Annotated in this window: 18 protein-coding genes; 6 read left to right on the top strand and 12 right to left on the bottom strand. The window is 71.0% G+C overall.

Annotated elements, in window-relative coordinates; all coding sequences use genetic code 11:
* The first annotated feature begins 29 nt into the window (after positions 1–29).
* Positions 30–782 carry a YidC/Oxa1 family membrane protein insertase gene (locus MRBLWH3_RS05950; protein WP_363435331.1) on the top strand — a complete coding sequence of 251 codons (753 nt, stop codon included), beginning with the start codon at positions 30–32 and terminating at the stop codon, positions 780–782.
* 20 nt (positions 783–802) lie between these two features.
* On the opposite strand, the gene MRBLWH3_RS05945 is transcribed toward MRBLWH3_RS05950, so the two are convergent.
* Both MRBLWH3_RS05945 and MRBLWH3_RS05940 read right to left on the bottom strand, forming a co-directional pair.
* Positions 803–1,861 carry an FUSC family protein gene (locus MRBLWH3_RS05945; RefSeq protein ID WP_363429614.1) on the bottom strand — a complete coding sequence of 353 codons (1,059 nt, stop codon included), beginning with the start codon at positions 1,859–1,861 and terminating at the stop codon, positions 803–805.
* A gap of 11 nt (positions 1,862–1,872) precedes the next feature.
* Positions 1,873–2,499 carry a TetR/AcrR family transcriptional regulator gene (locus MRBLWH3_RS05940; RefSeq protein ID WP_363429612.1) on the bottom strand — a complete coding sequence of 209 codons (627 nt, stop codon included), beginning with the start codon at positions 2,497–2,499 and terminating at the stop codon, positions 1,873–1,875.
* Between the two features lie 131 nt (positions 2,500–2,630).
* On the opposite strand from MRBLWH3_RS05940, the gene MRBLWH3_RS05935 reads away from it, so the two are divergent.
* Both MRBLWH3_RS05935 and MRBLWH3_RS05930 read left to right on the top strand, forming a co-directional pair.
* A complete protein-coding gene (locus MRBLWH3_RS05935) occupies positions 2,631–3,449 on the top strand; it encodes a sugar phosphate isomerase/epimerase family protein (protein WP_363429610.1) in 819 nt (272 codons plus the stop codon).
* Positions 3,449–4,579: a Gfo/Idh/MocA family protein gene (locus MRBLWH3_RS05930; protein WP_363429608.1), complete on the top strand. Its 1,131-nt coding sequence runs from the start codon at positions 3,449–3,451 to the stop codon at positions 4,577–4,579. The genes MRBLWH3_RS05935 and MRBLWH3_RS05930 overlap by 1 nt, the downstream gene beginning before the upstream one ends.
* Before the next feature lie 124 nt (positions 4,580–4,703).
* Here MRBLWH3_RS05930 and MRBLWH3_RS05925 read toward each other — a convergent pair whose 3' ends face one another.
* From MRBLWH3_RS05925 to MRBLWH3_RS05905, 5 genes are all read right to left on the bottom strand, one after another.
* A complete protein-coding gene (locus tag MRBLWH3_RS05925) occupies positions 4,704–5,981 on the bottom strand; it encodes an ATP-binding protein (RefSeq protein WP_363429606.1) in 1,278 nt (425 codons plus the stop codon).
* A 308-nt stretch (positions 5,982–6,289) separates the two neighbouring features.
* Positions 6,290–7,150 carry a 3-methyl-2-oxobutanoate hydroxymethyltransferase gene (gene panB, locus MRBLWH3_RS05920; RefSeq protein WP_363429604.1) on the bottom strand — a complete coding sequence of 287 codons (861 nt, stop codon included), beginning with the start codon at positions 7,148–7,150 and terminating at the stop codon, positions 6,290–6,292.
* Positions 7,150–7,995: a pantoate--beta-alanine ligase gene (gene panC / locus MRBLWH3_RS05915; RefSeq protein WP_363429602.1), complete on the bottom strand. Its 846-nt coding sequence runs from the start codon at positions 7,993–7,995 to the stop codon at positions 7,150–7,152. The genes panB and panC overlap by 1 nt, the downstream gene beginning before the upstream one ends.
* Positions 7,992–8,729, bottom strand: coding sequence for a Rossmann-like and DUF2520 domain-containing protein (locus tag MRBLWH3_RS05910; protein WP_363429600.1), 738 nt, complete (start codon positions 8,727–8,729; stop codon positions 7,992–7,994). Before MRBLWH3_RS05910 ends, panC begins: the two co-directional genes overlap by 4 nt.
* Before the next feature lie 203 nt (positions 8,730–8,932).
* On the bottom strand, positions 8,933–11,287 hold the full coding sequence (locus MRBLWH3_RS05905) for an arylsulfatase (RefSeq protein WP_363429598.1): 2,355 nt from the start codon (positions 11,285–11,287) through the stop codon (positions 8,933–8,935).
* Positions 11,288–11,619: 332 nt separating this feature from the next.
* Here MRBLWH3_RS05905 and helR point away from each other — a divergent pair, with 332 nt between their 5' ends.
* Positions 11,620–13,794, top strand: coding sequence for an RNA polymerase recycling motor ATPase HelR (gene helR / locus MRBLWH3_RS05900; RefSeq protein WP_363429596.1), 2,175 nt, complete (start codon positions 11,620–11,622; stop codon positions 13,792–13,794).
* Positions 13,795–13,932: 138 nt separating this feature from the next.
* On the opposite strand, the gene MRBLWH3_RS05895 is transcribed toward helR, so the two are convergent.
* A complete protein-coding gene (locus tag MRBLWH3_RS05895) occupies positions 13,933–14,400 on the bottom strand; it encodes a hypothetical protein (protein WP_363429594.1) in 468 nt (155 codons plus the stop codon).
* A gap of 46 nt (positions 14,401–14,446) precedes the next feature.
* Positions 14,447–15,370 carry a S1C family serine protease gene (locus MRBLWH3_RS05890; RefSeq protein ID WP_363429592.1) on the bottom strand — a complete coding sequence of 308 codons (924 nt, stop codon included), beginning with the start codon at positions 15,368–15,370 and terminating at the stop codon, positions 14,447–14,449.
* A gap of 263 nt (positions 15,371–15,633) precedes the next feature.
* Between MRBLWH3_RS05890 and corA the strand changes: the two genes are divergently transcribed.
* Both corA and MRBLWH3_RS05880 read left to right on the top strand, forming a co-directional pair.
* Positions 15,634–16,632, top strand: coding sequence for a magnesium/cobalt transporter CorA (gene corA, locus MRBLWH3_RS05885; protein ID WP_363429590.1), 999 nt, complete (start codon positions 15,634–15,636; stop codon positions 16,630–16,632).
* A gap of 192 nt (positions 16,633–16,824) precedes the next feature.
* Positions 16,825–17,214, top strand: coding sequence for a DUF5684 domain-containing protein (locus MRBLWH3_RS05880; protein ID WP_341994504.1), 390 nt, complete (start codon positions 16,825–16,827; stop codon positions 17,212–17,214).
* Positions 17,215–17,275: 61 nt separating this feature from the next.
* Here MRBLWH3_RS05880 and MRBLWH3_RS05875 read toward each other — a convergent pair whose 3' ends face one another.
* The 3 genes from MRBLWH3_RS05875 to MRBLWH3_RS05865 all read right to left on the bottom strand — a co-directional run bounded on the left by MRBLWH3_RS05875 (position 17,276) and on the right by MRBLWH3_RS05865 (position 18,793).
* Positions 17,276–17,791: a zinc-binding dehydrogenase gene (locus tag MRBLWH3_RS05875; protein ID WP_363429588.1), complete on the bottom strand. Its 516-nt coding sequence runs from the start codon at positions 17,789–17,791 to the stop codon at positions 17,276–17,278.
* 88 nt (positions 17,792–17,879) lie between these two features.
* Positions 17,880–18,320: a VOC family protein gene (locus MRBLWH3_RS05870; RefSeq protein ID WP_363429586.1), complete on the bottom strand. Its 441-nt coding sequence runs from the start codon at positions 18,318–18,320 to the stop codon at positions 17,880–17,882.
* Between the two features lie 104 nt (positions 18,321–18,424).
* On the bottom strand, positions 18,425–18,793 hold the full coding sequence (locus MRBLWH3_RS05865; RefSeq protein ID WP_363429584.1) for a hypothetical protein: 369 nt from the start codon (positions 18,791–18,793) through the stop codon (positions 18,425–18,427).
* Positions 18,794–18,795 lie beyond the last annotated feature (2 nt).

Below are 18,795 nucleotides of genomic sequence, written 5' to 3'. Positions count from 1 at the left end.
ACGAACCGACACCCGACGAATGGACGCCCATGGACCTTTATGCCTTCCCGCCTGTCGCCGCGACCCTCGACGCGGCCTACTCCCTCCTGATGGGGCTCGCCGCGCTGCTCGAGCCTCTCGCCGGATCCGCGGCGGCCGCGGCATCCGTCATCGCGCTCACCCTGCTGGTGCGCGCCGCGCTCATCCCGGCCGGCATCGCGCAGGCCAAGGCCGAGCAGACTCGCAGCCGTCTCGCGCCGAAGCTCAGGGAACTGCAGCGACGCCACAAGCGCGACCCCGAGCGGCTGCAGCGCGAGACCAGAAAGCTCTACGCCGACGAGAAAGCCTCGCCATTCGCGGGCTGCCTGCCGATGCTCGCGCAAGCGCCCGTGGTCGCGATCGTGTACGCGCTCTTCCTCCACACCTCGATCGCCGGACACGCCAACGCGCTGCTCGCCCATGAGCTCATCACCGTCCCGCTGGGCACGAGCCTCGTGGGCGTGGTCGCCGCGGGAACGGCCTCCGCGGCGACCCTCGGGGTGTTCGCAGCGGTGCTCGCCGTGATCGTCGTGGTGGCCGAGATCACACGGCGCGCGTTCCGCCCAGAGATCGAGTCGACACCGGATGCTGCGCCCCTGGCAGGCGCCGGCGTGGCGAGGCTCACCGGAGTGCTGCCGTTCACGACCGCGGTCTTCGCGGCGTTCGTGCCGCTCGCCGCGGCCCTGTACCTCGCCACGACCGTCGCGTGGACGCTGGCCCAGCGGCTCGTGCTGCGGAAGGTCTATCCGCTCGCGACGGCGTGAGGCCGCAGCATCCGTCCGGATCAGCCCGCCAGGTCGTCGCGCGCGTGCAGCAGACCGCTCACCGCACCGAGCACCGCGCCCGCGAGCGTGTCGACGACGCGTTCCGTCGCGACCGCGACCGTGTCGACCGCGCCCGTCGCTGCACCCGTGAGCAGAAGCACGAGCGGCGTGATGAAGACGAGGGCGAGAGCGTAGTTGCGTACGACGAACAGCTCGATCGTGAACTGCAGCGCGCCCAGGAGCAGCGCGAGCCACAGCGCCGGAATCGGCAGCGGAGCGAGGAGGAGGTAGACGCCGACGCCGAGGATCGTGCCGATCATGCGATGCAGACCGCGGCTGAACGCGGCCCGCCGGTCGGCGGCGACGCCCACGACCGCGATCGCGGCACCGACGATCCAGTACGCACGGTCCGGGTCGACGAACAGTCCCACGCCGATGCCGACCACCGTCACAAGCGCGACTCTGGCCACCAGCATCCGCTCACCCGGCGGCCACGACGGGCCCGGCAGCACCTCGCGCAGCGGCCGCGCGGCGAGGCGTCGCCGGCTTCGCAGGATCAGCGGAGCCAACGACACGAGCGACGAGAACAGGATGCCGCAGGCCACCGCGCCGACGGAGGTCGCGGCATCCGCTCCCGAGGCGACGACGTGCGCCGACAGCCCGTACACGAGCACGACGAAGAGGGGACCGGGCGGACCGACCGCGAAGCCGAACATCGCCACCGCCGCGGCGATCGCGACCACCGCGAGTCCCACCAGCGTCGCCACTGCAGACCGACCCACGAGGGCGCCCAGCACCGCTGCGAGGACGAGTCCACCGGCGACGAAGGGCACGGCACGCGCCCGCTCGCGCACCGCGAGATGCGTGCCGTAGAGCGCGACGAACGCGCCCGTCGCCGCCTGGAAGCCGAGGTCAGGACGCCCGAGCAGCGTCATCGCGGCGATCGGCACCGCCATCGCGATCGCGGCGCGCAGGCCGATCGCCCACCGCGGTGCCGGCGCGGGCGCGAGGCGGAACAGACTCGTCGCCGCGTGGTGCAGGTCGGCTGCGAGACTCCGGCCGGCGTTGCGGTGCGGCATCCGTGCTCCCGTCAGTTCGCCGGATGCTCGGCGCGCGCCGGCTCCGAGAGCAGCTGGTCGAGGAGGGCGAGCGCGGCGTCCTGCGGAGCGTCGGGGTCGAGCAGCCACTGGGTCTGCAGACCGTCGGATGCGGCGATCACCAGCGCTGCGGTGGCCATCGGGTCGACGTCGGCCCGGATGCGGCCCGCGCGCTGATTGTGCCGCACGCGTTCGGCGATCTCGGCGCGCACGCGCGCGAAGCGCTCCGTCGCGAACTCGCGAGCGGCGGGGTGCCCCTCTGCCAGGGCCGAGGCGACGAGCGACGAGTAGAGCTGCACGAGGCCCTGCACCTCATGGTTCGCGTCGCTCCACCGGCGAAGGAGCTCGGTGGGCGTCACGTCGGGCGGGGTGGGCTCCCGGTCGTCGCCGCGCGCCTCGGACTGCCGGTAGACGGCGATCAGGAGCTCCTCGAGCGACCCGAAGTAGTGCTTCAGCGCGGCGTGAGTCACGCCGACCTCCTGGGCGATGGCCCGGAGGCTCGTGCGGTCCGAGCCGCGCTCCGCGAACACCTCGATGGCGCGATCGAGGATCTCCTGGCGACGGGCGACGCCCTTCGCGTACGACCCGCGCAGGGTCGCCTGGTGCTCCTCGTCGGCCATGCCACCATGCTATCGAAGAAAAACCTCCATCTGGAGGTTTTCGTGATACCGTTTCCCGCATCGAGGCGGGTCCGTCCGCGCTCGCCACCCCAGACAGACCTGTCGAAGCAGACACCGAAGGAGCGCGACCGATGCCGGTCCAGACATCCATCCAGCTGTTCACCGTCCGCGAGGCTCTCGACGCCGACCTCGACGGCACCCTGGCCGAGCTCGCCTCGCGCGGCTTCACCGCCGCCGAGCCCTACGACTTCGTCCACCGGGCCGAGCCCCTCGCTGCCGCGCTGAAGGCGAACCGCATCGCCGCGCCGACCGGCCACGCGTTCCTCGCCTCGACATCGTTCATCGGCCCCGACGGCACGACGACGACCCGCGCGGTTCCCGCCGCGGAGGCCGTCTTCGACGCCGCCGAGACCCTCGGCATGACCACGGTCATCGAGCCCTACACCGACCCCGCGCTGTGGCAGAGCCGGGAGCACATCGCCGACATCGCCCAGCAGCTCAACGCCGCGGCCGAGCTCGGCGCGGCCCGCGGCATCCGTGTCGGCTACCACAACCACGCGCACGAGCTCGAGGCGACCTTCGACGGCAAGACCGGCCTCGAACTCCTGGCCGACCTTCTCGACGAGCGCGTCGTGCTCGAGATCGACCTGTACTGGGTCGCCCGCGCCGGTATCGACTCGCCGACCCTCCTGCGCACCCTCGGCGACCGCGTGATCGCCGTCCACGTCAAGGACGGCACGCTCGAGGCCGAGGCCGTCGCCGCCTACCCGCCGGCCGATCAGGTCCCCGCCGGCCAGGGCGTCGTCCCGCTCGCCGAGGCGATCGCCGCGGCGCCGGCCCTCGAGGTCGCGATCGTCGAGTTCGACCACTTCGACGGCGACCTGTTCGGCGCGGTCGAGAAGAGTCGCGTCTTCCTCGAGGAGACGCTCAGCGAGAAGGCAGCCGTCTGATGGCGACGACTTCCTCCGGAGTCGTCGGCGTCGGCATCATCGGCGCGGGCAACATCAGCGACCAGTATCTGACGCACCTGTCGAGCTTCCCCGACGTGCGCGTCATCGCGATCGGCGACGTCCTCGAGCAGCGCGCCAGGGCGCAGGCCGAGAAGTACGGCGTGCCGCACGCCGGCGGCGTGGATGTCGTACTGAGCGACCCGGACGTCGACATCGTCGTGAACCTCACGATCCCGGCCGTGCATGTCGAGGTCTCCGAGGCGATCATCGCCGCCGGCAAGCACGTGTGGACCGAGAAGCCCATCGGCATCGACCGCGAGGAGTCGGCGCGACTGCTCAGGACGGCGGATGCCGCGGGCCTGCGCGTCGGCGTCGCGCCCGACACCGTGCTCGGCCCGGGCGTGCAGACGGCCAAGCGTGCGATCGCGCGCGGCGACATCGGCCGCCCGCTGTTCGCGACGACGACCTTCCAGTGGCAGGGCCCCGAACTCTGGCACCCGAACCCCGCCTTCCTCTACGCGAAGGGCGCCGGCCCTCTGCTCGACATGGGGCCGTACTACGTCTCCACGCTCGTGCACGTCTTCGGTCCGGTCGCGTCGGTCGCCGCTCTCGGGCTCCGGGGCGTCCCGACCCGCACCGTCAAGTCCGGCGAGCTCGCCGGCCAGGAGTTCCCGGTCGAGATCCCGTCGACCCTGTCGGTGCTGATGGACTTCGAGCAGGGCGGTCACGCGCAGAGCCTCTACAGCACCGACTCGCCGCTCAAGCGCCACGGCATCGTCGAGATCAACGGCACCGAGGGAACGATCGTGATCCCCGACCCGAACAAGTTCGGCGGCGACATCTCGATCATCCGTCCGCTCACCGACGCGACGGTGGGCGAGCAGGAGATCCTCGAGGTGCCGCAGGAGGGCGTGCTCGCCGGTCGCGGCCTGGGCCTGCTCGACATGGCGCGCTCGATCCGCGACGGCCGCCCGCACATCGCCACCGGCGAGTTCGGCTACCACGTGCTCGACACCCTGCTGTCGATCGAAGAGGCGGCCGCGTCGCGCACCTACGTCGACGTCGCGAGCACCCTCGGCGGGGTCGGCTCGCTCCCCGCGGACTTCGACCCGCTCGCCGCGACGCTCTGACGCGACACCCTTTCGCGCGCGAGACCCGTTGCCGCCTGGCAGGGGGTCTCGTGCAGGAACGGATGCCTCGGCCCTGGCATCCCGTCCGCACACCGCACGACCTTTCCATGGGCTCTGAACGCCGCTATAGGCGGCCGACCGTCTCGATGTCCTCGAGGAAGTCGGCGGCGACCTGGGCCGAGACCGTGGCGCGGGTGCCGGCGATCGCGGCGGTGTAGTCGTCCATGAACGGCCCTTCGGGCTCGGACGAACCCGAGTCCACAGCGTTCTCCAGGGCCGACTGCGACGCCTTGCGCGCCGCGAACTCGATGTCGGCGGGAGAGAACCCGTCGGTCATCGTGACCAGCTCCGGCACGTCGATCCCCACGGCGGCCTCCGGGATGTACCGGCGCCAGATCGCATCGCGGGCCTGCTGGTCAGGAAGGCCGATCGGGATCACGTAGTCGAAGCGGCCGTGGCGGAGGAACGCGGCATCCAACGACCTGATGAAGTTCGTCGCGCAGATCAGGAGGCGTCCCGGCTGCTCACGGAAGGCCGGAATGATCTTGAGCAGCTCGTTCGTGACGCCCTGCGTGGGAGACGGCGGCTCGCCCTGCCGGTGCGAGGCGATCTCCTCCACCTCGTCGATGAAGACGACGGCGTGCTCGAGCTCGGCGATGGTCGCGAACGTCTCGCGCAGCGCCCCCGCCAGCCCGCCGGGGTGCGACGCGAGGCGCGACGGGAACACCTCGACGAACGACCACTCCAGTCGGGAGGCGATCGCTTTCGCGAACGTCGTCTTGCCGGTGCCGGGCGGTCCGAACAGCACGATCGCGCGCGGCGGCACGACACCGAAGCGCTCTGCGAGCTCGGACTGGGCGAGCGGCAGCACCACCCGCCGCTCGAGCAGTTCCTTCTCGGTGTTCATGCCGCCCACCGCGTCCCACAGTCCGCGAGGCAGCACGCGGCCGCCGAGCTCGGCGAGGCGCTTGAGCTCTTCGCGCTGCACCGGGATGTGCCGCTCGAAGTAGTGCAGGTCCTGCATCAGCTCGAAGCCCTGGTGCAGGAATGCGCCCATCCGGGTCTCGGCGGCCGGCATGAGCGCGGACAGCTTGGAGATGCCCTGCGGTGCCATGCGCGCCTCCAGCGCGGCGAGGAGGGAGGAGCCGATGCCCACGCCCCGCGCGTGCGAGGCGGTGGCGAGGAAGACGACCCAGCCCTGCGCGTGCGCCGCCCGGCCGATCGCGGCGCCGACGACCTGCTCGCCCACGACGGCGACCACGGCGTGATCCTTCGCGCACGACGTGAGCACCTCGGACAGGCTGTACACCGGCACGACGCCCTCGGCGGTGACCTGCTCCCAGAGCCGGAGAATGCCGTCGACGTCGTCGGCGTGATAGTCACGGATGCGCCAGCCTGCCATGGCCCGGACTCCCTTCGTTGCGAGGTGGGTCGCCTCAGGCTACCGAGCCGCTGGGTGCTCGGACAGCCGGATGACGCGCGCCCGCCGGACGGTCTGTCAGGCTGCTGGAACGAGGATGTCGCGCACCACTTCGCCCCGCTGCGCGTCGGCATCGAGCAACCGACGCCACGATCTCGGCCGAGGAGCGGCTTCCGGTTCGCCTGCGGGACGAGGTGCTCCCCGCGCGCGTGCCGATGCCGATGTACGGCTTCCAGACCACGCTCGTGGCGAAGTAAGCGCGGAGCAGGACGGATGCCGCGGCCCGGACGTCAGTCGCGCGAGCGGGCGTCGAGCTCGGCGCGGGCGGCCTCGATCGCGACGTCGGTGGCCGAGTACCCGTGCTCGGGGCCGGGAAATACCCCGCCCCGAACCTCGCGGGCGTAAGCGGCGACGCCGGCCACCATGTCGGGCCCGATGGCGCCGTAGCGCTTGACGAACGCCGCGGTCTTGCCCTCGGTGATGCCGAGCAGGTCGTGGATCACGAGCACCTGGCCGTCGGCGGGTCCGGCGCCGATGCCGATCACCGGGATCTCGAGCGCCGGCAGCACGACGGCGGCGACATCGGCGGGCACCGCTTCGATGACGAGCACGCTCGCGCCGGCGTCCTGCACGGCGAGGGACTCGCGCACGATGCGGGCGGCCGACTCCGCGGTGCGCCCCTGGGCGCGAAGGCCCCCGAGAGCCACCGCCGTCTGTGGCGTGAGGCCCACGTGCGCGACGACCGGGATGCCCGCCTCGGCGATCGCTCGGATGCGGCTGAGCCGCGCCCCTCCCCCGCCCTCGAGCTTGACGGCGTCGGCGCCTGCCTCCTTGACGAACCGGATCGCGGTCGTGACCGCCTGCTCGTCCGACACCTCGGTCGACCCGAACGGCAGGTCGGCCACGACGAACGCCGACTGCACGCCGCGGCGCACGGCGCCGGCGAGCACGAGCATCTCGTCAACGGTGACTGCGACGGTGGAATCGTGCCCGAGCACCACCTGCGCGCCGGAGTCGCCGACGAGCACCATGTCGACCTCGGCCTGCTCCGCAACCCGAGCGGTCGGGTAGTCGTATGCCGTGACCATCACGATCGGCTCGCGGCGCGCCTTCATCTCGGCGAGTCGCTGCAGGGTGACCTGTGCGCGCATCACGCACCTCCTAGGACGGTGTTGTCTATGAGCCGCGTGCTGCCGACGCGGGCCGCGATCGCGACCAGCACCGGTCCGTCGACGACCGAGACGGGGGCGAATGTGAGCGGGTCGACGAAGGCGACGTACTCGGGACGGATGCCGGATGCCTCGAGCGTCGCCAGCGCTCGGGCGTGCAGCGCCTCGGTGTCGGCGATGCCGGCGGCCGCAGCATCCGTCACCTCCTGGAGGGCATGCGGGATCGCGAGCGCCCGCGCGCGCTCTTCGGGCGAGAGGCGGGTGTTGCGACTGGAGCGGGCGAGGCCGTCCGCGTCGCGCGACGTGGGACACACGACGAGGGTGACCGGGATGCCGAGGTCGGCCACGAAGCGGCGGATGACCGCGACCTGCTGGGCGTCCTTCGCGCCGAAGTACGCGTGGTCGGGAAGCGCCGCGAGCATCAGCTTCGTCACGACCGTCGCAACGCCGTCGAAGTGCGCACGGCCGCGCTCGGCGCCCTCGAGGGTCTCGGCGATCGCGCCGCCGACGCTCACGGTGGTGGCGAAGCCGTCGGGATAGACCTCGGAGGTCTCCGGGGCGAAGACGACGTCGACTCCCTCGGCCTCGGCGAGCGCGAGGTCGGCGTCCTCGGTGCGGGGGTACGCGGCGAGGTCGGACTGCTCGTCGAACTGCGCCGGGTTGACGAAGATCGTCATGACGACGGTCTCGTCGGTGTCGCGGGCAGCACGCAGAAGGGTCGCGTGCCCCTCGTGGAGGGCGCCCATCGTCGGGACGAGGCCGATGCTGCCGCCACGGCGCTCCCGCAGCGCGGCGCGCAGGTCGGCGACGGTGCGGACGACGATCATGAGCCCGCTCCCTGCCGCGCGCGAAGGTCGCGCGTGGCGGCGACCAGGGCGTCGAAGAGTTCGGCGCGCTCCGGGAGCCGCTCGGCCACGGCGGCACGCTGGCGGGCGACGGTCTGCTCGTCGCCGCGGGCGATCGGACCGGTGAGGGCGGCGGCGCCGTGCCCCTCCCAGTTCGCGACCGTCGCGCGCACGAGCGGTGCGAGCGCCTCGCGGGGAACGCCCGCGGTCGCGGCGAGGTCCTCGGCGAAGCACTCGAGCGTCACGAGGAAGTTCGAGGCGATCGACGCTGCCGCGTGGTACGCGGGCCGGTCGGCGTCGGATACGTCGAACGGCCTCATCCCCAGCGCGCCGGCGAGCGCGTGCGCCATGGCGAGGGCCTCCGCGGTCGAGCCGGCGAGGGCCGCGGGCACGCCCTCGAAGGAGGTCTCGCCGGTCACGGTGGTGAGGGGATGGATGCTGAGCGCCTCGTGCGGCGCGAGCGGCTCGAGCGTCGTCGCGCCCGAGAAATGCCCCACGACACAGCCCGGTGCGATGAGCGCCGCGGCCGCACCGATCTCGGCATCCGGCACCGCCAGCAGCACGATGCCGGCGCGTTCACCCGTCGCGCCGCGACCGAGGGGACCCTGCACGTCGACACCCGCTTGCCGGAGCGCGGACACCATCGCGCGACCGACGCGACCGTCGCCGACGATCGCGACGCGGGCAAGCGCGCGCGCGGAGTGCGAGTCCGGCATCGTCGTCGTCTCCCGTCACGGCGCATGGATCCGGTCCAGGACGACTGAACCAGGTTCAAAAATACCCGCGACGACGCGAGCAGGCGAACGCGACGGATCGCGCTTCCGGGATGCGGCACACCGACGGGAGCAGCATCCGTCCACATTCTGAACGGGAGCGGCCCCCGACCGGCGAGGATCGAGGGCCGCCGCTTCGGATCCCGCTACGCCTGGGCGGGCACCTTGTACGCGACGTGCACGCGGCCGATCTCGCCGTCGAAGGCGAACGGCATCTTGTCGACGTACGCCCGCGACACAGCGCCGCCGTACGCGCGGCCGACGTCGAGGCAGTCGTTGGCCGAGAAAAGCAGCGGCGCGCTGACCGGCACCGTTCCCGACGCGACCTCGGCGTCGTCGACGCGCAGCACGACGCTGAGCGGGCCGCCCGGTCGCGGTTCGAGGTACGAGGTCTCGATCTCGATCGTGTGGTCGCCGGGAGCGAGGGTCTCGGTGGCAGCGATGGTCGTCCGCTGCACGAGGAACAGGTTGTACTCGTACGTCAGGACGCCGTCGACGACGAACGCCGTGAGGCCGCCGCCCGCGCCGCCGAGCTTGTACAGGACGCCGTTGGCCATGTCGCCGACCTTCACGTCGATGGACACGATGTTCGGCTTGTTTCCCAGGGCGGGGGCACAGAACTCGGGCACGCGGAACGTCTCGCCCGAGAACTCCCACTCGGTGTACGGCGGGGAGATGCGCAGCTCCGGGTGGAAGGGCACGACCCAGAGCCCGCCGCCGATGGGGAGCACCTTGTTCTTCGCCGCCTCGATCGCGAAGAGCTCCTTGAGCCCGGCGAGCTTCTCGGGGTGCTGGTCGGCGAGGTCCTTCGACTGGCTCCAGTCCTCGTCGAGGTTGTAGAGCTCCCACTTGTCTTCGGCGGGCGTCCAGGTCTGGATGCCCGCCGGCACACCGGGCACCCAGGGCAGGCGCGGCCCGGTCGTCGAGGCGATCCAGCCGTCCTCGTAGATCGACCGGCTCGCCATGATCTCGAAGTACTGCACCCGGTGCCGCCCCTCGGCGGCCTTGTCGTCGATCGAGTAGGCGAAGCTCGTGCCGTCGATCGGGTCCTGCGGGATGCCGTTGACCGTGTCGGGATGGGAGATGCCCAGGATCTCGTAGATCGTCGGTGCCAGATCGATCACGTGGTGGAACTGGGTGCGCGGCACGGGGTCGTGCTCGATGCGCCCAGGCCACTGGATGAACATCGGGTTGCGGGTGCCGCCGAGGTGCGAGGCCATCAGCTTCATGCCCTGGTATGGCGAGGAGCCGGCCCAGGCCCAGGCCGCGTGGTACTGGTTGTCCGTCGCCGGCGTGCCCAGTGCGTCGAGGCCGCCGAGCTCCTCGAGAGCCGCGATGTGCTGGTCGATCGTGGTCGGGATCATGTTCTGCGCGAGCAGCTCGCTGATCGTGCCGTTCTGACCCTCGCCCGATGAGCCGTTGTCGCCCCAGATGTAGATGACGATCGTGTCGTCGGCGTACCCCAGTCGCTCGAGCTCATCGACCACACGGCCGGCCTGCACGTCGGCGTGCTCGCCGAACCCGGCGCACACCTCCATGAGACGGGCCTGGAACGGCTTCTGGTGATCGGGGATGTCGACCCAGCCCTGCAGCGAGTCGGGCCGGGGCGTGAGCACGGCATCCTCGGGCACCCAGCCCGCCGCCTTCGCCCCGGCGAGCGCGTCCTCCCGGTAGGAGTCCCACCCGTCGTCGAAGACGCCCTTGTACTTGTCGGCCCACTCCTTGTGCACGTGGTGCGGGCCGTGGATGGCGCCGGTCGCCCAGTACATGAAGAAGGGCTTGTCGGGAGAGAGCGCCTTGTGGTCGCGCAGCCACGAGATCGCATCGTCGGCGATGTCCTCGCTGAGGTGATACCCCTCCTCCGGCGACTTCGGCGGCAGCACCGACGTCGTGTTGCGCACCAGGTTGGGCTCGTACTGCGACGCCTCGCCCGCGAGGAAGCCGTAGAAGTACTCGAAGCCGTTGCCGGTCGGCCAGTTCTCGTAGGGGCCGGCCTTCGTCGTCTCTTCGGCGGGCGTGTTGTGCCACTTGCCCCACGCCGCGGTCGAGTAGCCGTAATTGCGCAGCACCTCGGCCATGGTGGCGCTCGACTTGGGGATGTGGCCCGAGTAGCCGTCCCAGTCGTTGGCGAGCTCGGCGATCTGACCGGCGCCGACCCGGTGGTGGTTGCGACCCGTCAGCAGCGAGGCGCGGGTCGGCGAGCACATCGACGTGGTGTGGAAGCGGTTGTAGCCGATGCCGCCCCGGCGGATGCGATCGAGCGTCGGTGTGGCGACCTTGCCGCCGAGGGGCGCCGGGAGCGCGGGCCCGGCGTCGTCGATGAGGATGACGAGCACGTTGGGCGCGTTCTCGTTCAGGTGGCGCTCGGGCGGCAGCGGCGAGTACGTCGACTCGGCGAGCGTGCGGCCCGCGTAGCTGCCCGACGGCTTCGGCGCGAAGGGCAGCACCCGTGCGGGTGGGAGCGGCTCCCCCACGACAGAGGTGCGGTCGTCAGCGGTCATGCGTGTCTCCTGTCCCCGAGCGGTGGGCGTGCGCAACGGGCCCCCGGAGGTCACCGTATAGAGCGGCGCGCTCGGCGGGCATCATGCGGATCGCGTGAACACCTCCGCCGAGGTGAACGACGCGTGACAGCCGAGCGAGTTGGAGGGGTGAGGCGGGGGCCTGCGCACGCAGAGGCGCGACCGTCCTGCCACGACCAGGATATCCGCGCGTGGGGGACTTGCGGCAAGGGCCCCACGAGGGCGCATACTGGTCGGTCGCGACGCTCCTGCCCCGTTCCCCGCCCACTCCCTCCGCCCGAAACCGCGTCGCGAAGCCGCCTGGAGCCGATGCCGTGAACACCCCTTCGATCAGCGATTCCAACCCGAGCTCTCCCTCAGCCGACCTCACCGCCTTCCACCTTCCCGCCCGCCTCGCCGCCAAGGCCGACCCGGCGCTCATCGGCCGCGACGAGCAGCACTTCGCCGCGATCGCCGACACCCTCGAGCGCTCGATCGCGGGACTCGAGCTGCGCCTCGACGAGCTGCGCCGCCGCCCCGGCGGGCACGGCCAGGCGGGTGTCGAGCGCGACATCGAGATCCACCGCGTCTCCGCGCGGCTGCGGGTGCTGCGCCGCTTCGGGGTCGACGCGTGTCTGGGCCGCATGGTTCCCGCCGACGGCTCCGAGCCCGTCTACATCGGCCGCTTCGGACTCACGGATGCTGCCGGCCACCGCCTGCTCGTCGACTGGCGTACGCCCGCCGCCGAGTCCTTCTTCGCCGCCACGCACGCGCACCCCTCCGGCCTCGTGAGCCGCCGTCGGTACCGTTGGACCGGCGGCCACGTCACCGACTACTGGGACGAGGTCTTCACCGCCGAGGGACTCGACCACAATGCGGCCCTCGACGACCAGTCCGCATTCATCGCGAGCCTCGGCGCGAGCCGCTCGCCCCGCATGCGCGATGTGCTCGGCACGATCCAGGCCGATCAGGACGCGATCATCCGTGCCGGCTCACGGGGTGCGCTCGTCGTGGACGGCGGCCCCGGCACGGGCAAGACCGTGGTGGCGCTGCATCGCGCCGCGTACCTCGTGTACTCCGACCCGCGCCTCGGCGAAGGGCGCGGCGGAGTGCTGTTCGTCGGCCCGAGCCCCGCGTACCTCTCCTACGTCGAGGACGTGCTCCCGAGCCTCGGCGAGGAGAGCGTGCAGACCTGCACCCTGCGGGACCTCGTGACCGAGGGCGCAGCGGCGGCGCCCGAGATCGACCCCGTCGTCGCGCGCCTGAAGGCAGACGCGCGCATGGTGGACGCGATCGAGCCCGCCGTCCGGCTCTACGAGGAGCCGCCCACGGAGGGCCTGCTCGTCGAGACACCGTGGGCCGAGTTGCGGTTCGCTCCCCAGGACTGGGCCGAGGCGTTCGCGTCGGCCGAGGCGGGCGTGCCCCACAACGAGGCGCGCGACCAGGTCTGGGAGACGGTCCTCGACATGCTCACCGACCAGGTCGACGGCGAGGAGGTGCCGCTGCATCAGCTGCGGCGGGCGCTGGCCCTCAACGAGGAGCTGACGCGCGCCTTCGGTCGCGCGTGGCCGCTGGTCGAGGCATCCGTTCTCGTGTCCGATCTGTGGAGGGTCCCCGCGTATCTGCGCCGCTGCGCTCCCTGGCTCGAACCGGATGAGATCGCGGCGCTCGAGAGATCGGATTCCGCGGCCTGGACGACCGCGGATCTGCCGCTGCTCGACGCGGCCCGGCGCCGGCTGGGCGATCCGGGGGCGTCGCGACGACGCCGGGAGCGCGAGGCGAAGCTCGCGCAGGAGCGCGAGTACATGGCGCAGGTCGTCGACCGTCTGAAAGAGGCCGGCGACGAGATGGTGCAGTGGCTCGACGGCGACGACCTGCGCAACAGCCTCGTCGACGAGTCGGTGCTCGACACCGTCGACCCCGACCTGCTCGCGGGGCCGTTCGCGCACGTGGTCGTCGACGAGGCGCAGGAGCTCACGGATGCGCAATGGCGGATGCTGCTGGCCCGCTGCCCGTCGCGCAGCTTCACGGTGGTCGGCGATCGGGCGCAGGCACGGCACGGCTTCCACGAGTCGTGGCAGGAGCGCCTGGAGCACGCGGGTCTGACCGAGGTCGGCGTGTCGTCGCTCACGATCAACTACCGCACGCCGAGCGAGGTCATGATCGAGGCCGAGCCGGTGATCCGCGCCGCGATCCCCGACGCGAACGTGCCCACGTCGATCCGTTCGAGCGGGGTGCCGGTGCGCCGCGGCACGGTGGCGGAGCGCGACGGCATCCTCGCCGAATGGCTCGACGGGCACGGCGAGGGTGTGGCGTGCGTCATCGGCGATCCGTCCTTCGCCCCGCGGGAGCGGGTGCGCTCGCTCACCCCGGAGCTCGCGAAGGGGCTCGAGTTCGACCTCGTCGTGCTCGTCGAGCCGTCGACGTTCGGCGATGGGATCGAGGGCGCGGTCGACCGCTACGTGGCGATGACCCGCGCGACCGAGCGGCTCGTCGTGCTGGAGGGTTAGCGGTCAGGCGCCGCACCGACGCGTGACCGGGCCGCGGACGACCGCTTCGACGCCGACCGCATGGCGTCATTCGTCGTGAAACCACCCGGGACTGGAGCAGCTCGGCGTCGACGACGACACGTGCGTGCCCGCGACAGGTCAGCGGCGCTGCACGTAATGGCGCACGGTGTCGTCCCGCTCGACGAGGAACCGATCGTCGTCCGGGTAGTACACCGCCCTGTCGATGTCGTCGCCCGCGAATCCTCGGATGCTGCTCAGGCTGTCCCACCGCGAGACCGTGAGGATCTCCGTCAGACCGTTGGGAAGTTCGCGCGTGAGCGTCCACGCACCCCGGTTTCCAGGGATCGAGCGATACTCTTCGATCCTCGTCCGCTCGACATACTCGACATATTCGTCGCGGTCCTCTGTGCGGATCACTCCGCGCCACACCCGCACGATGTTCCGATGGTGGCTGTGGTCTTCGACGTCGGGCTCCGCGCGCGCGACATCGGCGATCTCTTCCTCAGGTCGCGGCGGGATCGTCTCGTCGACCTCGAGCTCAGGGATGCTCGACTCACCCGGCCCCGGCACGTGGGCGTGAGAGAAGTGCTCGTCATAGGTGGACACCGCGACTCCTTCCTTCGGCGACAGTCACAGCGTAGATCCCGCGCGTTCAGCGCACCCGCAGTTCCTCCGGCAGCACCACGACGTCGACCAACGCGCCGTTGCGCCAGACCGTCATCTCCATGCGGCGACCGATCGCCCCCTCGACCATGCGACGCTGCAACGCCGTCGGATCCGCGATCGGGACGCCGTCGAGCGACAGCACGATATCGCCGATGCGGGCGCCGGCCACGGCGGCGGGACTGTTCGAAGAAACCGACACCACCTGCATCCCGACCTTCGACCCGGCCTTCGCCGCGACCTCAGGCCCGAGCGGCACGGTCGAACCCGCGATGCCCAGCCACGCACGCCGCACACGCCCCTCGACTCGCAGGGCGTCGATGATCTCGCGCGTCGTCGCGTTGATCGGCACCGCGAGCCCCAGCCCGATGCCGGCGACGGCGGTGTTGACGCCGACCATGTGGCCCGCGCTGTCGGCGAGCACTCCTCCGCTGTTTCCCGGGTTGAGGGCCGCGTCGGTCTGGATCACCTCGTCGATCACCCGACCCGAGCGGGTCGGCAGCGAGCGTCCGAGTGCCGACACGATCCCCGCGGTCACGCTGCCCGAGAACCCGCGTGGATTGCCGAGGGCGACCACGAGCTGCCCGACTCCGAGCTTCGAGGCATCCCCCATCGTCAACGGGGGCGGGGTGTCGATGTCGGCGCGGAGCACGGCGAGGTCCGACAGCGGATCGGCGCCGATGACGGGTGCCGCCGCCACCGTGCCGTCCGGAAACGCGACCTCCACCCCGATCGCGCCCTCGACCACATGCGCGCTCGTGAGCAGGTGCCCCTCCGACGTGATGACCGACGCGCTGCCCGCACCCGCGCCCTGGCGGGTGCGCACACTCACCGCCGCGACGGAGGGCAGCACGATCTGCGCAACGCGCATGACCGTCGAGGAGTAGGCGTCGAGTGCCTCCTGGTCGTCCACGAGACCAGTGTCGACCCGTGACGGATGCTGCGGCCGAAGTTCGCCGAAGGCGGAAGCCCTCCCAGGTGGAGGCATCCCACCGATTGAGCACTCGCGTGCCGATCAGCGTGAGCCAGCGCGAGGGCGTGCCGGTCCGCGGTGTCCGCCACGATCCAGGCCCGACCCAGCGTGTCCTCGTCGCCGACGCGAATGCGCACCGTCCGTCCGTCGGAGAAACGTGAGGATCGTTGCCCGCCGAGCCGCGCACCAGGGAGAATTGCCCGATGCCCATCGTCGACAACGGCGTGTACGTCGCCGGTAAGCGGATCGAGAATCCGTCGAGCCTCGCCGAGACCTTCGAGTACACCCGCGCGCAGCACGGGATGGCGTGGATCGGGCTCTTCCGCCCGACCCCGGAGGAGATCGCCCAGGTCGCCGACGAGTTCGCCCTGCACTCGCTCGCGGTCGAGGACGCGCTCACCGGACACCAGCGATCGAAGCTGGAGCGCTACGGCGACATCCTCTTCGTGGTGCTGCGTCCGGCGCGGTACATCGATGAGAGCGAGACGGTCGACTTCGGCGAACTGCACGTCTTCGTCGGCCCCGACTTCATCGTGACGATCCGGCATGCGGAGTCCCCCGACCTGAGCCGGGTTCGTCGGCGGATGGAGCAGGAGCCCGAGCTGCTCGCCCTCGGGCCCGAGGCCGTGTTGTACGCGATCCTCGACGAGGTGGTCGACGAATACACGCCGGTCGTCGAAGGCGTCGAGAACGACATCGACGAGATCGAGGACGCGCTGTTCGAGAATGGCGGCGTCTCGCTTTCAAAGCGCATCTACGACCTGTCGCGCGAGGTGATCACGCTGCAGCGCGCGGTCGCGCCGCTCGCCGACATGCTCGAATCGCTCCAGCGCGGCGCGCCGAAGTACGAGGTCGACCTCGAACTGCAGCGCTCGCTCCGCGACGTGCATGACCACGCCCTGCGCATCATCGACAAGACCGCGGCGTTCCGCTCGATCCTCGACAACGCCCTCACCGTCAACGCGACGATCGTCACGCAGCGCCAGACCGATACAGCGCTCGTGCAGAACGAGCAGGTCAAGAAGATCTCGGGATGGGCCGCGATCCTCTTCGGGCCCACGCTCGTCGGCACCATCTACGGCATGAACTTCGAGTACATGCCGGAACTGGAATGGCCGCTCGGCTACCCGATGGCGCTCGCCCTCATGGCGGCCACGAGCCTCACGCTGTACTGGGTCTTCCGCAAGCGCCACTGGCTCTGAACCGGTGCGGGGAAAGGGTGCCGCGCCCCGCGGCATCCGTTCCCGCACGCCGCGTCAGACCCCGCCGCGTCAACGCGTTTGAGCATCGAGCGGGCGGGCGGCACCAGGGTCGCCTGATCGGCCTCGACACGTCTCCGATTTCTTGTCATGGCGCTCCCGGCTCTCGCCACGTGAACCCAATACGCTCAGCGCATGATCTTGCTCTCAGACATCGAACCCATCAACCAGGGCGTCTCCGCCGGTGCCGTCTTCGGCTACGTGGTCGTCGGCCTCATCTACTGGATCGCCTCGATCGCCGCCTACTGGAAGACGTTCACGAAGGCCGGCTACCCCGGATGGCTCGCGATCATCCCGATCGTGAACCTGTTCGTGCTCGTCAAGGTCGCGGGGTACTCGGCCTGGCTCGGACTCCTCTGGTTCGTGCCCATCGCCAACCTCGTGCTCGCGATCATCGTCGCCTTCCGCAACGGCCGCGCATTCGGCCACGGCGGCGCGTTCTCTTTCTTCCTGCTGTTCCTGCTCAACCCGATCGGGTACTTCATCACCGGCTTCAGCAACGACACCTACACCAAGCCCGCCTGAGTCCGCTCCGCTGACAGATCGAACGCCCCCGGCTGCGGCCCGGGGGCGTTCCCGTGTGCGGTCACAGCGCGACGTGGGATTTCGGGCCGGGCCCCGCCCCTTCCGGCCGCGTGCCGGCGAGGATCGCGGGCAGCACCTCGAGAGTGACCGTCGCGGCGACCAGCGGGCGCGGGTCGACGACGGCGGAGGCGTCGATGGTGCCCGGGAGGCCGGGTGAGGCGCTGAGCACGCCGACGGCCGTGACGTCCGTCAGCGCCAGGGCGCGGGTGTGGATGAGGCTCGGAGTTCCCGCGAGGCCGATGTAGACGACCCGCCCGCCGGGTTCGACCAGCTCGAGCGCCTTCGCGGGAAGCTGCGGGGCGTTGGATGCCTCGATCACGGCGTCCCACGGCAGCGGAGGCATGCGCTCCTGGGTCCAGATGTGGTCGAAGCCGAGCGAGCGGGCGAACTCCAGCGCGCGCCAGAGCGTCCTTCGCTCAACGACCGGGCACCTGGCCGTCCTCGCTCGTTGAGCCACGATCCCGGCCCGCGTGCAGGAGGCGGTGATGCCGGTCATCGTCATCGGCGTCGCGCTCATGTTCGTGCCGGCGCTCGTCGGGCTGTCGCCGGAGACGGCGCCGGAAGTGCGCGCGCAGCTCGAGCCGCCGCCCTCCTGGGTCGTGGGCTCAGTCGTCGAGCCGCTGCCCGAGTTCGATGATGAGACCCTCCGGGCCGCGCACGTAGCAGACGAGCCACTGGTCCTCGTAGTTCACGAGCTCGGCGATGGTGTCGTACCCCGCAGCGCGGACCTTTCCGAGCAACGCCTCGACGTCATCGACGCGGTAGGCCAGATGGCGCAGGCCCAGCGTGTTCGACGGGAGATCGCCGACGGATGCCGGGCTCTCCGGTCGCAGGAACCGCGAGAGCTCGATCGCCCCCGAGCCGTCGGGCGCGGTGAGGAAGACCATCTCGACGTCAGTGCCGGTCAGCCCGTTGACACGATCGGCCCACGGGCCGCCGACGCGCGCCTTCTCACTGCGGCGGAACCCCAGCACGTCGAAGAAGTCCGCCACCGCCTCCAGATCCTGGACGATGACGCCGACGTGCTCGAAGCTGCGGATACCCACCCTCGCGACCTTAGGCGTCGGGCGGCAGCAGCGGTACCCCGAGGCGAGTCGGATGGTGTCCGACGCCGGATCGGCGGCGCCGGCTCGGCTCAGCTCAGCTCAGCTCAGCTCAGGCCGAGAGCGAGGGCGCCGAGAGCGATGACGGCGACGACCAGCCCGCCCGCGACCGCAGCGCTCCCTCGTCTGCGCCGCGACAGCCACACCGGCACGTCGAAGAGCTGCACGATCGCCGTGATGGCGGCGATCGCGAAGATCCAGCCCGACACCTCCCACGCCCACGCGAACGCGACGGCGGCGGCGCCGATCAGCGCGGCGACGACCATCGCGACGCAACGGACGATCAGATACCAGGCCGTCGCGCGCGCCTCACGGTCGTCCGGGCTCTGGTCCCGCAGCGTCTGCCGCCCCCCGAAGATGCCGAGCGAGTTCACCACCGCGCAGACCAGCGCCAGCGCCAGCAGGAGTCCGTCCATGG

The organism is Microbacterium sp. LWH3-1.2, from assembly GCF_040675855.1.
GTDB lineage: Bacteria > Actinomycetota > Actinomycetes > Actinomycetales > Microbacteriaceae > Microbacterium.
This window is presented reverse-complemented; position numbering and strand designations above follow the sequence as displayed.

Bases quoted from the DNA above. Each gene is read 5' to 3' on its own strand.
- MRBLWH3_RS05950 (WP_363435331.1), top strand. From the start codon at position 30: ATGGACCTTTATGCCTTCCCGCCTGTCGCCGCGACCCTCGACGCGGCC.
- MRBLWH3_RS05945 (WP_363429614.1), bottom strand. From the start codon at position 1,861: ATGCCGCACCGCAACGCCGGCCGGAGTCTCGCAGCCGACCTGCACCAC.
- MRBLWH3_RS05940 (WP_363429612.1), bottom strand. From the start codon at position 2,499: ATGGCCGACGAGGAGCACCAGGCGACCCTGCGCGGGTCGTACGCGAAG.
- MRBLWH3_RS05935 (WP_363429610.1), top strand. From the start codon at position 2,631: ATGCCGGTCCAGACATCCATCCAGCTGTTCACCGTCCGCGAGGCTCTC.
- MRBLWH3_RS05930 (WP_363429608.1), top strand. From the start codon at position 3,449: ATGGCGACGACTTCCTCCGGAGTCGTCGGCGTCGGCATCATCGGCGCG.
- MRBLWH3_RS05925 (WP_363429606.1), bottom strand. From the start codon at position 5,981: ATGGCAGGCTGGCGCATCCGTGACTATCACGCCGACGACGTCGACGGC.
- panB (WP_363429604.1), bottom strand. From the start codon at position 7,150: ATGCGCGCACAGGTCACCCTGCAGCGACTCGCCGAGATGAAGGCGCGC.
- panC (WP_363429602.1), bottom strand. From the start codon at position 7,995: ATGATCGTCGTCCGCACCGTCGCCGACCTGCGCGCCGCGCTGCGGGAG.
- MRBLWH3_RS05910 (WP_363429600.1), bottom strand. From the start codon at position 8,729: ATGCCGGACTCGCACTCCGCGCGCGCGCTTGCCCGCGTCGCGATCGTC.
- MRBLWH3_RS05905 (WP_363429598.1), bottom strand. From the start codon at position 11,287: ATGACCGCTGACGACCGCACCTCTGTCGTGGGGGAGCCGCTCCCACCC.
- corA (WP_363429590.1), top strand. From the start codon at position 15,634: ATGCCCATCGTCGACAACGGCGTGTACGTCGCCGGTAAGCGGATCGAG.
- MRBLWH3_RS05880 (WP_341994504.1), top strand. From the start codon at position 16,825: ATGATCTTGCTCTCAGACATCGAACCCATCAACCAGGGCGTCTCCGCC.
- MRBLWH3_RS05875 (WP_363429588.1), bottom strand. From the start codon at position 17,791: ATGAGCGCGACGCCGATGACGATGACCGGCATCACCGCCTCCTGCACG.
- MRBLWH3_RS05865 (WP_363429584.1), bottom strand. From the start codon at position 18,793: ATGGACGGACTCCTGCTGGCGCTGGCGCTGGTCTGCGCGGTGGTGAAC.